This is a genomic window from Paenibacillus profundus (assembly GCF_021369635.1).
Taxonomy (GTDB): Bacteria; Bacillota; Bacilli; order Paenibacillales; family Paenibacillaceae; genus Paenibacillus_B; species Paenibacillus_B profundus.
In genome coordinates this window covers 289,839-304,379 of sequence record NZ_JAJNBZ010000002.1, presented here as the reverse complement: position 1 = coordinate 304,379, position 14,541 = coordinate 289,839, and the positions used below count along the sequence as shown (strand labels likewise).

The window sequence follows — 14,541 nt, the reverse complement described above, 5'->3', positions numbered from 1 at the left end:
GTAAACCCTCCTCAAATCGGCAACTCGTAATCATTGCCCGGCATAAATACAGTGCCGAGCGTGCCGCCCGTTGTCATTTGGATATCTGCAAGGCCAAACTTGCTCTTTTCTACTTCTGAACGTTTCGAAGAAAGCAAGAACGTTCCTGATAAATCAATTTGTGCAACTCGCACGCCTGCAGCAACCGTCTTTTGAATTATTTGCGCAAACTGATATGGCGACATCCCGACTTCGTTTAACCTTGCTATAGGGACGCGCATAAGGGAAAGCGCAGCCGGTTCAGGTTCGTTCGGGTCCATATACTTCTCTTCAATGCGGATTTCTGAAAAGTCACAATCGAGCGCCAATGCCAAAACTTCAATGATCGTGTTTACATCCGTCTTTGATAGATTACGAGCGACTTTGGATTTCAATAATATCCTGTACACCTCGTCCGTCGCCTGTCCGCGCGGCTGCACTACGTTTTCCCCAATCCTATCTAGCGTCGTTCCTCGCGCCCGATCAATGTCCCGCCAATCTTGTATGGTCTCAAGAGTATTTTCTACACTCTGTAATTGCTCGTGAAGGATTGACACCAATTTTCCTAAGTTGCTATCAGGCTGTTTGTTATAGGCATCTGTGAACCGGCTGAGCATGTCTTTTAAGCTAAACATGGCTGCTCACCTCAATATCAGCAGCGCTAATACGGGCCACCTGATAAGGTGCTATTTCTATATTTTTCGAATCCCCTGAAAGAGTTAGTTCGACATCATCAACCCCTGATACTTTATATACTGCGCTTATGGTCTTGTTATAGACAACTTGCGCGCCCATGGATAAACCGTTGAAATAGCTACCTTCATATTCCCCACCTATATAACGGATGATTTCGGATTTTACTTGTTCATCTCCATCTGATGGATATTGAGATGTTCGTTTTATATTCGCATGAACTGATATGTTAACCACTTCGGCGCGGCTGAATTTTACATTGTGCCTGTAGCCTGCTATATCCGTTACTTCGCGGGCAATATCTCCATGGGTCTCTATCCCTGCTGCTTTTGTTTGAAAAATTGCATCCGCAATCTCCTGTTCATCACCGCCCAATACATAGCATTGAAACGATTTCCCCGGCCTTCCTTCGGTGTCGCTAGTCAGAGAGGTATTTTCTATCACGGCCACCGCGCGGACGCTTGGAAGCCGCAACAGCGTCCCGCGCAAAGCGTCCACCGAGGCCGCGCCACCGCCCGCGACCGACTGCTGAAATCGAGCGCGAAACTCCGCGTCCGTCTCCCGTTCACGTCCACCTGCGATCGGGGCTGGATTGGTGATGCTTGTCACATTGGCATCTGGATTCAGCAACACCGTGATTGTACGAGCTGCCACATTCCAACCGCTGCCCGCTTCCTGCGCCGTGATATCTGCTGCCGCTTTTCCATCGTCATCCAGAGTCACATCATCGTTTAGCACAAAATATCTGGTACCTGTGCCTACCACGGTTCCCTCCGTTAGGGTATGACCAGGTGTTCCTACAATGGCTATTTCCCCAAAAGAAAATTGTTCTTGGAACCGTTTGATACCGACTTGCGGCGCAATGCGGTCCAGACTGATACCGGTAGCTGTATCGCGGTATGCGCTATAGTATACTTGTTCCACCCCTTGCCACACGTAAGCCAGAAAAAAGGCGAATATACGCAAAAGAATACCTAGCGGAGATAGGGCAGAAGTGGAGACGTTCTCCCCATACTTTGCCCGAGCCTGCTCTTCCATCTGTTCGAGCAAGTCGCTATACCGCATCCTTTTGAAACCTGTTGCATCAAGCATCCAAACTCACCTCGCTTTCTACCTTTTCCCCATCTACGGCAGTAGCTGTAAAGGATATATAGAGCATCCGATTTTCACGGTCAAAACGGATATCCAAAGTTTCAACCTTTCGTATTTGTTCCACCTGTTCTAGTGCTGTATAAACCACCTCGCGGATCGCATCTTCGTTTGGTTGTTTCTGCAGCAAAACATCATAGTTCGTGCCAGCGTCCGGGTCCAAAAACCACTCGTTTAGATTGGTACCAAGTATCACTCGCGCAGCTTGCGCGATTTCTTCTTGCCCGGAGACCATTTTTAACTCTCCACCTTCAAAAACAAAGTCCCCGCTGCTATCCAATAATAAATTCACGATGTAATCACTCCTACCACAACCGCATCCGTAAGGCTATGCCTGCGCCGTGAATCCGGGAATGCCATTGCTCCATTAAGGCTCTGATCCATGGCGCGCTCCGAACATACGAGCAACACCACATCGCCTGTTTTCAGTATAGGGATATACTCCTTTTCCACGCCGTCCACCTCAAAACGCTGGAACATTACAGGAACGTCCGTCATCACCGCGTGCGGGGTTGGAGGCTTCCCCATCACCTTCTGCATAATGAGGGGCTGCACGGTCGCCCGACGACGTGATTGGTCATATGACTCCACCTTTCCAATGGTTGCCGTGTGAAGTTGTCGCAAGGCGTTTTCGAGCCATCCGCTCAAAGACTTATCTAGTTGGGCCACTACACAAACACCGCCTCTACATCTGTTGTAAAATCCGTCCCGCTGGATGAATGTCGCCCGCGCCGCACTCGAAGAGAGGCCTCAACAACGCGGCTTTCTAAGGTAATCAGGCTGCCGGTAGTCAATCGGTGATTAAGTAGGCATTGGGCCTGATACCCCGCGCTGCTGTCATCTGAAAAAAATGAAGGCGATCCAAGCAGTCCGGTTTTTGGGGAAAGGACAAAATTCGTTCGGTCCCCTTGGGATAGAGGGCGTATATACAGTTTCCCTTGCAAAATGTAGAAGGATGTCTGACAGTCTGCAGCCACGTTTTTTATGGCATCAACAACGGAGCCCTCGACCGTCATGCCCTCCGTGTAAACGACATCTTTGACCAAACTCATAACCGCTACGCTCAATTTCCCGCGCTTTAGCAAATCTTTGATAATCGTTGATGCCTTCGTATTCTTCGCATACGAAACGCTCGGGATAGTCCGTTCATCCAGTGGTTCGGAATCCAGGACGCTAAACGTTGTGATCTTATCAGGCCCATCCCAACGGGTTTCGTAAAATGAGATGTACCCAGAAAGAATGGTTCCGACATCGCCTTTATACCCGGCATTTAGCACTACCTTCGAATGGTGAGTGATATTATTTACCGTGTTATCGCTTAGGTTGTAAATCTCAATCCTCGCCTCGTTCGGGTCCGGGTCGTCATCGAATGGTACGTCAAAATGAATTTCCAGATCGGGCGTTTTCAAGGTCTGTCCGCCCACTATTAACTCCGTCACGCGGCCATAAGATTCACTCATCCTCATCCCCCTCCCCTTCGCCATATGCGAGAAATACAGTCTCCCCAAAGTTATCCCAGTTCACCGTTGATTCCCGGCCAGCTTCATCCACCGGAAAGATAAGCGGCACAGGAAAACGGTGGTCCTCGATGCCTTCAAACACCGGAACGCCGTATACAAGTTTCGCTCCCTGAACCAGCACTTGATCATCCTTGATTAAATCGATAGTAAAAAAATCAAAGCGCTCGTTGTAGTTCACTTCGATTGTGAAAATGTCTACTCCGAGCGCAATATCAAATTGATATGGAATGTTCTCTATCTCAATCGGTATAAATTCCATAGGCTCCTCCTAGCCGACGATGACAACCATACCGGCCTTGAGCCTGGTTCTTTTCGGTATTTGCGGATTCCACGATCTCAAGGTTTTTAAGGCTACTTTGTAGGTATACGCAAGCGCCTCCCATGTTTGGTTCTCTCGCACAGTGTGCTTCTTCCCAGTCGGGCCTTTGTTTTTAGGTTTCTTTCCTTTACTCTTACTATTCTTTGTCGTCTTCACTTGTTTTCTACCGGCCGTCGTCATCACCTTTACAAGAGTTTGTGTTTTGACCGGCAGTTTCTTTGAAAACAAGGGCTTGACTTTGCGAATCTCTCGAAGTTGCATCGTAAATGACATGCCGTTCGATGTCTTGTACTCGTGCCCACTCTCAAAGGACTCTATAATGCAACTCACAAAGGAGTTGCGCCCGACATACTTGACCATTTCCCCGGCGTTCATTCTGTCGAGGATTTCTTTTCTCTTTTTCGCCGCATCGTTACCGACTAATAGTCCAGTAAGATGTAGCGTGACAAGCTGCGGCTCGACGTGATCCGTTATGGCCGCCCCGCCCTCAATAGGGTAGGATGATACCCGGACGGAATACGATGGTCTTTCGTTTGTCACATGGATGGAAATGCCGTCGATGGTTGCGATCTTTCCTCACCCCTACCCCTCGATAAATTGCGGATTTTTCATGCCAAACGAGCGGAACAGATTTTCCATTTCTTTTTTAACTTCTCGTGCAACATCTTTCGCTGCACTTGTCCCGTCTCCGCCTTGAATCGTGATTTCAATTTTAGGTGCAATCACGTTTTTACTCTGCACTGAATTATGGCTGTAAGCTGGCGCTAACCCTTGCTGCTCTGGTTGTGGCGCTTCTGGTGTTGTGGTAGCCGTCGCCATGCTGTTGATAGCATGTGAAATTTCTGGAATTTTGTCCTGTATACCGATTGTAAAACCCTCGGTTGTAAATCTACCAAGTTCCTTCATGACGCGGGAAGGAGAGCGTATATCCAGCGCATCCTTTATTCCGTTCGTCACGTTGTTGGCGACGTTGGTAACCGAATCCCCCACAGCATTAGCGGCGTTTTTGATGCCATCGACAAAGCCGTTGATTGCATCTTTCCCGTACTGCAACATGCGCCCCGGTAGGTTGGCTACCCAATCCAACGCTTTCTGGATGCTTTCTATCATGGCATCCCATATAGTGCCCGCCAAGTTCTTGATACCATTCCATGTGTCTGAGAAAAATGTTTTCATCCCATTCCATGCGATTTCTGTGGCGGTCTTCATCGTTTCCCACCCCATCGTGAGATATCCGCCAACCGCCTCCAGCGCACCGGAGAAAATCATTTTGATGCCTTCCCAAACCTTTCCCAAAGCACCCTTAATGTTGTTCCAAATTTGGATCGCATGTTCTTTCATACCGCTAAAATTCCCGGTGAAAAGGTCTGTAATAAGAAGAATCGCACCTAAGAAGATATTCTTAATCACTTGCCATGCTCCGCTAAAATAAAGCTTTAACCCTTCGAAAATTGTCGTTACACCGTTTTTGATTCGCTCAAATGAAGCTTTGATGTTATCTATAAACGGAGCAATGATTGCCATTACCGTGCTTACAATTCCATTCCACAAGGAAACCGCAGTCGTTTTAATGGCGTTCCACGTATCCGTGAGAAAACCCGTGATAGCCTTCCATGTGGAAGAAAAAACTTTTGTAATAGAACCCCATAGCTTCTTGAAAAACGCCGTAATAGGCTTCCAATACTTTATGATAAGATACACCGCAGCAGCAACTGCCGCCACCGCTGCAATAACGCCTAGCATCGGGCCAGATAGCCCCATAATTAACGGGCGTACCGCTGACAACATTTTGAATCCAGCCACAACATTGGGAATAAACGAGACGAGAACTGTTAAAGCCCCACCTAGCAGCAGCACCGCACCTGCTATCGCCGTAAAAATAGCAATAGCTTTTTTGGCCCCGTCCGGCAGTCCATTGAAAGCATCAACTAATTTATTAATAAAAGTTGCCGCATCCGTAAGGATAGGGATAAACGTATCACCCATAGCTAGCTTTGCGCCCTCCATGGCTGAGTTCACTTTCTCCATGGCTCCATTCAAGTTGTCCAGTTGCCGATCCGCAATGTTTTTTGCGACACCGCCGCTTTTTTCTAGCGATGCCCGAAATCCTTCTAGAGCCGGTTGCCCGGAATCCATCAAGGCCAAGAAAGCGCTGGCCGCTTCCGTTCCGACAACGGTTGATACTGCGGCAAGTCTTTGCGCGTCTGTCAGTCCTTTTGTCTTCTCCACAAACTGCCCAACGACATTGGAGAGCGGCAATACCTTACCTGACTGATCCGCAATGCTAACACCCAACTGATCAAGTACCTTAGCTGCCTGTGTAGGAGGTTTCGCAAGGCGAATCATGGACGCGCGGAGTGCAGTACCCGCTTCACTACCCTGTATCCCCGCATTCCCTAGCATGGCAGTTGCAGCGGCCATTTCTTCAAGCGATTGTCCTGACGCTTTCGCAATTGGCGCTATATACTTCATTGTGTCGCCGAGCATATTAAGGTCTGTATTAGAGTTGGTGAAAGTTGCAGTCAGAATGTCAGCAACCTTTGATGTATCCTTTGCCGCGACACCAAAGCCCGTCAGAATGTTCGACGTTATATCTGCCGCGCGGCCAAGGTCAATCTGACCTGCCGCCGCAGTATCCAGCAGCCCCGGCATGGCCTCAATCATGTCGTTCGTTTTGAATCCAGCCATAGACAAATACTGCATGCCTTCTGCAGCTTGGGATGATGTGAACACTGTTTCGGCCCCAAGCTTCTTCGCCGTATCCGAGAGGCGTTTCATTTCGTCGCCAGTTGCCCCAGAAAGAGCGCCTACCCGCGACATCGAGGATTCAAAGTCTGCAGCCAGCTTTATTGACGAACCAATTCCAGCCGATAGGAGACCACCAGCGGCCCCCATGGCAACACCAGCCGAGCGTATATTCCCAGACGCTTGGTCGATTTTATCTAGCGCCTTTAAGGAGCCATTCGAGAACTCGCCGTACTTTTTACGGAGTTGGTCAACCTCTTTTGCTGCACGCTGAACGGCTTTACTTTGCCTATCAACGGCCTGCGAAACACCAGTTGATGCCTGTTTAACCCTATTTCCTGCAGCGGCGGCGGCCTCTTGAGCGATCCGAAATTTTTCGTCCGCTTTCTGAGCCCGTACCGCCGTTGTAATCGCCTTTTCATTGGCAGCATGGGCGCGCTGCATAGCCTTGGTAACTTTGTCTTGAGAACTGGTTGAAACTGCGGCAACCTCTGCAGCGCGCGCCGTTGCTGCCCTTGCTCTCTCAGTCGCCTTGGCGGCTGCATCATTGGCCTTCTGCAGCCGTTCGGCGGCCTTCGTCATCCGATCGTTTGCTACGGTGGCCTTGTCAGCAGCTTTTGCCGCCTGTTCCGTCGCTGCTTGTGACTTGGAAACGGTTGAGGCCATGGCACCTGATTTACTCGCCACACCCTGCATGGCCTTCCCAGCCTTGCCCATGCTCATTTCCATGCGATCAAACACTTTTGAATTTGTGCCTGATAGCTTGTTCAGGCGTTTATCCAAGGATTCAAGAGGGCTAGTGCTTATGTTGTATCCTACATCAACTGTCATTTTGCGGAGTGACACGCAACCGCCCCCTTACTTATTCCTAGTTTTTTTGCCTTTGCCTTTTTGACTTTGTTGCGCCTGTAGGATATCAATGGCGGCGTTAGCTTCGTTCAACTCGTCCCAATCCATTTCACTTGCGTCACCATAGGTAATTCCTCCATCGGACAAAACAACGCGCCAAAAGGACCAATTATCCTTGGCGCGCTGTTTGTATTCCGCATTACTTGTCGCTGGGCGGGTTTAGGAATTCGACCGCCGCTAACATAACGTCGTCAAACGCTTCTGGATACTCGTCAAAGTAATCCCAATTCACCTTTGGTTGCACGATAACGTGCGTCATCAGCTCCTGATAGTATTTTTCCTCGACGAGCTGGCCATTTTTATTTTTGGACCGATCCCGTAGGCGGACGGACTCGCGAACGCCGGGATGCTGGAATGTGTACTCTGTACCTTGAATTTCCGTTGTCATTTGTTTTTTAGCCATGTTTAATCACTTCTCCTCGAATGTTTTTGGATATAAAAATAGCCGCCTTGGTTGGCGACTTAGGACTCAACTGTATAATCAAACACCTGTAATTCAAACTCCCGATCCTCAGCCTCATCCGAATAGCTGGCCGTGGCTGGCTTTTTTATGCGGGCTCGACTTCCGCCGAATTTTTCCTTTGGCGTACCTCCGTATATCACCCAGACAGGCACCGTCTTTTTAGAGTTCGCCAGTTGGTTAAGGAACGAAACAGACGGGGAAGTTTGCTGCAAAGTAATTGTGATAGTGCCGAGCGGATTGTTTACCTCGGACACGACCACATCCCCTTGCGCTCCGACAGATGCAGAAAAGTTTTCCTCGTCCTTTTCCCCTTCCACCATAGAGCCCTCTGCAAAGCCGGTGATAAAGGTACCATCCACCGTAACCGTGACATCCATTGCATCATAATTCGTTGACGTTGACATGTTCTATCACCTCACTTTTAGAATCGAATAGCGCCTTTGATTTTAACGCCATGTACTGCACCGGCCAGCTCGAATTCAAAGGAGCCTTCGTTATATTCTCGCTTGGCTCTATCTGCTGCCGAAATCTCAGCACGCTTTTTGAAATGTACGGAATAGAGCGGCATTCCGTTCTCGTCTGCCGCAATAATGCCATTGTTGAACGCATCTTTAAGCACACTCGTACATTGCCCCTCTATAAGGGCGATCCCAGCATCTGTGAATGGGATTTTCGGTGTATTGTTCAGAAGCTGCTGCAATTGGTACTCCATATTGAACCGTACGTAGTCCTTGGCGTGAATGATGTCGATGTATACCCCTGTCGAAGTTTTTCCTTCGCTCGTTCCGCCTCGCCCGGCTTTCTGGACATATGTCACTGCCCCAGCGTCATGGATCTCCTGTAACTCCGTAGCGGAAATCTCAAGGGGGCTCAAACCTTTGATTTCTTTAAACTTCCACGTTACGGAACCGACCGGAGCCGCCGCGACAGCGCCGATCCAACCGGCTTCTGGATAGGCGTTTATATCTTTGTGGTAAAAGACAATGGTTCGTTCCTTGTCTGCGGTCTTAATTGCCTTGGCATCTTCCAGATTGTCGGTTCTTGTAAGGAACATTCTCGAACCGTCCAACTCGATTGCATCCGATATTTTTAGTACTTCTTCTTTGGCATTGCTCGTGCAAATCAGGAAATACCAATCCTTATCCATCAACTTAGAAAGATGGTCCGCAAAATACTGCTCTTCTTCATTGGCCGTATCCCGACATGCAATTGCTATCTTATCTGGCCGCTTGTCGCCTTGAGCAAAAATCATCTTGGCGGCAAGGTATTCAGGCGAATTGTCTTGAAAGTCCTTCTTCACCGCCTCGAGCTCGTAATAATATGTGAAATCATGCCCTTTCGCCTTGGCCCCATAAATCAATGGCGTGCCAAAACCCAACCGGCCTATGGGTTGAATTAGGTCAATGCTGACCGTGACATCTTTGAGTGCGCTCAATCTACCTCACTCCTTCATTTGAATTTTTTCGATCATGTCTTCCTCGTACTCAATCACATCCGCAAGCCGCAGATGAACATCAAAACCAACCTTGCGCTCGTACTCATACGTAAGTAGCGTATCCCGTGCTGTTGTTGCTTCTAACCGAACGACAACAATGCCAGCATCTTTCAACAGAATACGGCCCGCGCCTTGAAACCAATCCCGCGCCCGCCCTGATAGCTGGTACGCTTCCGCTCCTGACTTGCTGTGACAGGTCATAGAAAGCGTCACCGCAGCCATTTTTTCGATTCGATGCCGCTCACCTACTACCGAGTGGTTACCATATGGAGACTTATCGACGTATGGCGCGACAAACGTAACACCGATGAACGGGTACGGAGGTTGTGGGGCTGCTTGGTCTTGCATTTGAATCGGTATTCCAAGGTGGTCATGCAGTGGTCCAACAAATGCAGTCTTTAGTTTTTGGTGGTCAATCAAATAAACTCACCCACTTTAAAACATAACGATTTACGGTTGTGTAACCGGCGTAATCATTTTTATCATGCACCTGGTATTTCACGCCGCCATGGATTACCTCAGTTTGCATCGGAATAACCCGTTTTGTATACAGATGACGATCTTCCTCAGTGTACATGCCTCCAGACTGGACTACGGTTCGCTGCGGCAGGGCGACAAAGGCCCCATAGTCCGTAACTGTCTTTTCATCCTCGCCAGGAATCCAGTCTCCCGTTGTTTGGTCCCAATAGCCCTTGGATTTCACAACCACCTGAAATGGAACTTGGAAGCGTCGCAGCAGCCCTTCGAATTGCCTTGGATTCACTTCATATGCACCTCATATTCCAAAGTATCCATAAGCGTTTTTTCGTCGATAAGAGGATGATTCCCGCTCTTCAACTTCTGCGTTAGTTTAGAATTGGGAGCGAATGAACCTTTTTCGATGTGTGACTGAATATGTTTTTTAAGTTCCTTGGCCGCACGCTCCAACGCTTTCTCTGGCGTTATTGTCCCAGCGAGAGATTGTTCAACAAGCCGTTGCATGAGTTTGTTCAACGCTCCCTCGTACGCGTCATAGCCTGCCCGCAGAAACGGACGCTCCGGTACAGAAATGAAATGGGTGTCATCTCGCAGATGAACACCCATGGTAAGCAGCTTCTTTCGCATCTTGTCGGTGACGGGTATGTTCGCGCCATACTCATTAAAGACGGCCTTTAGAACCTGTTCCCGGTCTCCTATCCATCCAACTTCTGCACGGGAACTGGACAACCTCTCCGCTTGCCTCTTATGCTTCCGAAACTGCTTCTTGTCTTCTTTAATTTTGAACCTAATTTTCATCAGTACCACCGCCCCACATAGGGATTGATGAGCGATATTACCGTAGGCGGCATGTCCTTCTCTGATTGTTGATGAGCGTACGTCACAGACATTTCCCCTAATCTCTCTGTCTGTACGCCAGACGGAATGAATTGACGATCATGCAAGGATTGTGCATACAGGATGCAGGCAAACTCCAATGTTTCAGGCAACGTTCTCGGTGCCGTATCGGTCTCTTCTCCGGGCAGAACGTATCCCCCAACGTAAGTAACGGTAAGGTTATGCTTGCCGTTCGGCCATCCATTGGATCGGAACAGCCGGCCATCCCCTACGCTTTCGTAGTCGGTGATTTCTCCATGTCGTGACATGATGGAAATTACCTTATGAATGGGATAGTTCCTTAAATTGACGTAGGGAGAATCGTCATACCCGTTTAATTGCTCCGTATATGTTTGCTTGCGAAACGTGCGTTTGCAGTGTTTCTCGATGCTCTGAGTCGCGACCATCAGATACAGACGCAATTCATCATCCATGCTCTTGTCGTCTTCCGGGATGCTCATGTGGCGCTTAAACCGTTCAAGGGTGCAAAGCATGGCTTATCCCCCTTTTCCCAACTCATCCCGCAACTTCTGAATTTCCTGATTGACATATGCTTTGTCCACTAACTCAATAACTTTTCCGTCCTTGGTGATTTTCCCATCCTTACTGACGGCCAATTCCCCACCGATTACTGTCTTATCTCCGGTGGAGTAATTTTTGGTCACATATCCCACGGCGATAACCTCCTTTCAGGGAGGGTATACCCCCCCACGTCATTTATTCTGTCACTGGCACGTCTGTCAAGATTACAACGGCATCCTCGTTTGCTGGCTTACCATCAAAACGCTGAATAATCCGCGTCAGCGTCGTATCGTTATCAAAAGCGTCACTGCCTTCATCCGTTCTCTTAGCTTCAAGCAATTTGCGGTCGAAGAAGTAATAACCGACCTCAAAGTTACCGAATGCAATTTTTGTCTTGCCAGTTTCATTTTTGATATCGTCATAGATTTCAACAGGGAAACCAAACAAGGTAAATACGTCAGCTTTCGTCGGATCGGGAACAAGCACACTCTTGCCATCCGCATACTTCATGTCCGCAAGCGTCTCGGTTGCCGATGTATTCATAATGAATTTAGCCCCTGCTCGATACGAAGCATCAACCATATTTTTCAATTTGCGCAGCGTCTTGATGTCAATTTCTGCAGGACACTTCAATGTACGATATTGAGTAGTTGTAAAGATACCTTCGCAATCGTCATCTCCGCCCGGACCATAGAACACCTCGTCATTTTCCGTATTAAGTGAAATTTCGCTGTACCAATCCCGTAGTTCAGAATCAATACTTACCGCACTATCCGCCAAAAGCTCGTTTGTGACTTCAAACTTACCAGCGTATTTATGCACCTTGTATTTCACTTCACTGTATTGAGGCGTATCCATTCCTTCAATCTTTTTCTTTTCGCCAACCTTGTTCATACGCATGTCTGTGCCACGACGTTTTGGACGGCTACCGGAAAGTGTTCCAACCGGCTTTATCCCAACCAAGTTACGGACAGAGCGCTTCGTTTTCTTTTGCTTGATGATGTCAAAAGTTACGTCCTCTGGAACGAGGATGCCACCAGAAGCCTTATCCCCTTCCGCCATTGAACGAGCTTCTTCTCTCATTTTTTTCAGTGCTCGCATCTCATCATCGGATAACTCGGCCTCTCTGCCGTACTTGACGTACTTTTCAAATGCGCTGCGGTACTCTTTTTTCATATCGAAAGAGCGCTCTTCCTCAGCTTCTGGCTCTTTGACAGGCGTTGTTTCTCCGGTCGTGTCCGTTTCGCGCAGCTCCACCATCAAATCAATTTGCTTTCGCAACTCCTTTGCGGCATCAGCAGCCGCCCGGGCCTCTTCCAGTTTTCCGTCATTCGTCAGATTCCGCGCTTCATCCAATTTAGCCGCCAGTTTCTGGCGCAGTTCACGTTCTTTTTCGTCCATTTCAATTCCTCACTTTCGAATTTTGGGTATAAAAAAATCGGCCTCTTAGATTCCCAAAAGGTCGATTTCGAGTAACAATTTTTCTTTTTCTTGCTTCCTGCGCAACTCATTTTGATAGCTTTCTAAGCTGCGGCTTGATACCAACGAATCCGCCTGTACATACGCTGGATACGTGACGACACTAACATCAAAAACACGCTTGATTTTACGAATGGTTCGTTTGTACAGGCCAGATTCCTCCTCATAAATCCACTCGTCACCGTCATTTTCATAGTCGATCCTGAATGCAAAACTGGATTGATTGATGTCCCCCCGTTTCATTACCTTGAGCAGGTCGTTGGCGTAGGTGGTATCTGGCGGATCGGCGTCATAGCGTAGCCCAAATTCATCAACAGATAACCTTAGCGTGCCGGACGTTGTTCTTCCGAGAATTTTGCCACTCTCATGGTCAATTAGACAGCGAACGTCAGACACATCAGCCCCATCCAAGGCACTTGGTTCTATCCGCTCGATGAACCCGCCCAAGTCCTGCGACCACACGCCGAACCGCAACCCGTACCCAATAATTTTTGGGGCTTCATTCTCACTTTCGGCTCGCACTTCAACTTTGTTGTTCAGCAACCGCATTTCCTTGTCCTTCAACATGATCACCTCCTTCTCCCGCTTCATCTTTAGACTTCATCCCCGCCTTTAAAAGCTGGTACGCTTCCAAGATGTCCAACGTCGTGTAGTTAAGACTCATGTAGTGCTTGTCTCCCAACGGCCCTATATTATCTTCGTCTTCCAGTTCGAGCACTTTATTTATTGAAAACGGGCCTAATTGGATCATGTTTTTATAGAATTCTGAACGACTCTTCGAATCTCCACGCAGCTCACTAGTCACATTGAATTTTGAATAGAATACGCGCCGCTCGGATTCGGTGAATAGTTTCCAATCAATTTCCTGTTCCCAATTCGTTATGATTGGCTGCAATGTGCTTTTTACATATTCGAGAGACAGATTTTCCATATTGCTGTATTTCATATCAGTAAGTCCGAGTTTGTAAGGCGGGATCTTATAAATTTTTGCCACTTCTGAAATGCCGAATTTCGCTGTCTCAATGAATTGCGCATCCGCCAGCGGCATACCGATACTTTGATAGTCAAATCCAGCATCCAAAATAGCCACACGATGGGCGTTGGTCAGTCCCGAGTTAACCTTTTGCCATTCGTCCCGTACTATATCCTTTGCTGGTTTATCCAACGGACTTGGAGTTTTAAGAATGCCCCCGGTGGTAGTACCATTCCCATAAAAACTACCAATAAATTTCTTTTGGGATTGCTGTGCACCAATTTCCTCACGAATAACCTGGATTGGAGTAATACCCTTCAATCCTGATTTACTAATGGATTTAAAGTGAAGGACGTCCCAATGCTTCAACTTACGCGTTTCGCCACTCGGCAATGTTGTAACATACCATAGTTCACCCGTTACATTGTCTACATGAACATCTGTTTTAGATGGATCGAGAGGCCATAACGCCTTGGGTTTACCGTTATTTTGTCCACTTGTATGCCATTCGATGTTGGCGTAACCGTTCCCCCAAGCCACGACATGAACCATCATGAGTTCCTTGAATGTGTATGCTGACATGTACGGATTAGATCGAATTCCAAGTATCTGTGAAACAGGATGATTTTTATCTCTTTTGCGCCCGCCTTGTCTCTTTTTATAAACCTGTATAGGTAACTTTCCAATGTCTCCGCCTAAGATGCTGGCGCAAGTATAAACATTACTGTTCATAAGAGCTGATTCACTCGTTACTCGCTCGCCGCTAGATGTCTTGTTACCCCTAAAGAAATCCAAGAACCACGACTTAGGATTTTTCCAATCCGATGTGTCCGATCGTTTTTGCAAGAAGGGGAGCCATCCCATTCGGAACAATTTACTTTTTCGCAAACTTTCACCCCCTCC

At 47.9% G+C, this 14,541-nt stretch carries 19 protein-coding genes; all 19 read right to left on the bottom strand.

Annotation, left to right across the window (positions count from 1 at the left end):
- Positions 1-11: 11 nt before the first annotated feature.
- The 19 genes from LQV63_RS04270 to LQV63_RS04180 all read right to left on the bottom strand — a co-directional run bounded on the left by LQV63_RS04270 (position 12) and on the right by LQV63_RS04180 (position 14,526).
- The gene (locus LQV63_RS04270; RefSeq protein WP_233695779.1) at positions 12-653 is read right to left on the bottom strand and encodes a hypothetical protein; all 642 of its coding nucleotides are present in this window, start codon (positions 651-653) and stop codon (positions 12-14) included.
- The gene (locus tag LQV63_RS04265; RefSeq protein ID WP_233695778.1) at positions 646-1,803 is read right to left on the bottom strand and encodes a baseplate J/gp47 family protein; all 1,158 of its coding nucleotides are present in this window, start codon (positions 1,801-1,803) and stop codon (positions 646-648) included. Before LQV63_RS04265 ends, LQV63_RS04270 begins: the two co-directional genes overlap by 8 nt.
- Positions 1,796-2,152, bottom strand: coding sequence for a DUF2634 domain-containing protein (locus LQV63_RS04260; RefSeq protein ID WP_233695777.1), 357 nt, complete (start codon positions 2,150-2,152; stop codon positions 1,796-1,798). Before LQV63_RS04260 ends, LQV63_RS04265 begins: the two co-directional genes overlap by 8 nt.
- Complete coding sequence (locus LQV63_RS04255; RefSeq protein WP_233695776.1) at positions 2,149-2,529, bottom strand: Gp138 family membrane-puncturing spike protein; 381 nt, start codon at positions 2,527-2,529, stop codon at positions 2,149-2,151. The genes LQV63_RS04260 and LQV63_RS04255 overlap by 4 nt, the downstream gene beginning before the upstream one ends.
- Positions 2,529-3,320, bottom strand: coding sequence for a phage protein (locus tag LQV63_RS04250; protein ID WP_233695775.1), 792 nt, complete (start codon positions 3,318-3,320; stop codon positions 2,529-2,531). Before LQV63_RS04250 ends, LQV63_RS04255 begins: the two co-directional genes overlap by 1 nt.
- Entirely contained in the window at positions 3,313-3,639 is a 327-nt protein-coding gene (locus tag LQV63_RS04245) for a phage baseplate plug family protein (RefSeq protein WP_233695774.1), read from the bottom strand. Before LQV63_RS04245 ends, LQV63_RS04250 begins: the two co-directional genes overlap by 8 nt.
- Before the next feature lie 9 nt (positions 3,640-3,648).
- Positions 3,649-4,239, bottom strand: a complete 591-nt coding sequence (locus LQV63_RS31710; RefSeq protein WP_233695773.1) for a LysM peptidoglycan-binding domain-containing protein — start codon at positions 4,237-4,239, stop codon at positions 3,649-3,651.
- A gap of 42 nt (positions 4,240-4,281) precedes the next feature.
- Entirely contained in the window at positions 4,282-7,290 is a 3,009-nt protein-coding gene (locus tag LQV63_RS04235; protein WP_233695772.1) for a phage tail tape measure protein, read from the bottom strand.
- Positions 7,291-7,492: 202 nt separating this feature from the next.
- The gene (locus LQV63_RS04230; RefSeq protein ID WP_233695771.1) at positions 7,493-7,756 is read right to left on the bottom strand and encodes a hypothetical protein; all 264 of its coding nucleotides are present in this window, start codon (positions 7,754-7,756) and stop codon (positions 7,493-7,495) included.
- A gap of 59 nt (positions 7,757-7,815) precedes the next feature.
- Positions 7,816-8,220: a phage structural protein gene (locus tag LQV63_RS04225; RefSeq protein ID WP_233695770.1), complete on the bottom strand. Its 405-nt coding sequence runs from the start codon at positions 8,218-8,220 to the stop codon at positions 7,816-7,818.
- A gap of 17 nt (positions 8,221-8,237) precedes the next feature.
- The gene (locus LQV63_RS04220; protein ID WP_233695769.1) at positions 8,238-9,251 is read right to left on the bottom strand and encodes a DUF3383 family protein; all 1,014 of its coding nucleotides are present in this window, start codon (positions 9,249-9,251) and stop codon (positions 8,238-8,240) included.
- 6 nt (positions 9,252-9,257) lie between these two features.
- A complete protein-coding gene (locus tag LQV63_RS04215) occupies positions 9,258-9,731 on the bottom strand; it encodes a phage neck terminator protein (RefSeq protein ID WP_233695768.1) in 474 nt (157 codons plus the stop codon).
- Positions 9,724-10,074, bottom strand: coding sequence for a hypothetical protein (locus tag LQV63_RS04210; protein WP_233695767.1), 351 nt, complete (start codon positions 10,072-10,074; stop codon positions 9,724-9,726). Before LQV63_RS04210 ends, LQV63_RS04215 begins: the two co-directional genes overlap by 8 nt.
- Entirely contained in the window at positions 10,071-10,586 is a 516-nt protein-coding gene (locus LQV63_RS04205) for a hypothetical protein (RefSeq protein ID WP_233695766.1), read from the bottom strand. Before LQV63_RS04205 ends, LQV63_RS04210 begins: the two co-directional genes overlap by 4 nt.
- On the bottom strand, positions 10,586-11,158 hold the full coding sequence (locus LQV63_RS04200; protein ID WP_233695765.1) for a phage head-tail connector protein: 573 nt from the start codon (positions 11,156-11,158) through the stop codon (positions 10,586-10,588). The genes LQV63_RS04205 and LQV63_RS04200 overlap by 1 nt, the downstream gene beginning before the upstream one ends.
- A gap of 3 nt (positions 11,159-11,161) precedes the next feature.
- Positions 11,162-11,338 carry a hypothetical protein gene (locus tag LQV63_RS04195; protein WP_233695764.1) on the bottom strand — a complete coding sequence of 59 codons (177 nt, stop codon included), beginning with the start codon at positions 11,336-11,338 and terminating at the stop codon, positions 11,162-11,164.
- 43 nt (positions 11,339-11,381) lie between these two features.
- Entirely contained in the window at positions 11,382-12,587 is a 1,206-nt protein-coding gene (locus LQV63_RS04190) for a phage major capsid protein (RefSeq protein ID WP_233695763.1), read from the bottom strand.
- Positions 12,588-12,632: 45 nt separating this feature from the next.
- Complete coding sequence (locus tag LQV63_RS04185) at positions 12,633-13,232, bottom strand: HK97 family phage prohead protease (RefSeq protein WP_233695762.1); 600 nt, start codon at positions 13,230-13,232, stop codon at positions 12,633-12,635.
- Complete coding sequence (locus tag LQV63_RS04180) at positions 13,189-14,526, bottom strand: phage portal protein (protein WP_233695761.1); 1,338 nt, start codon at positions 14,524-14,526, stop codon at positions 13,189-13,191. The genes LQV63_RS04185 and LQV63_RS04180 overlap by 44 nt, the downstream gene beginning before the upstream one ends.
- Positions 14,527-14,541 lie beyond the last annotated feature (15 nt).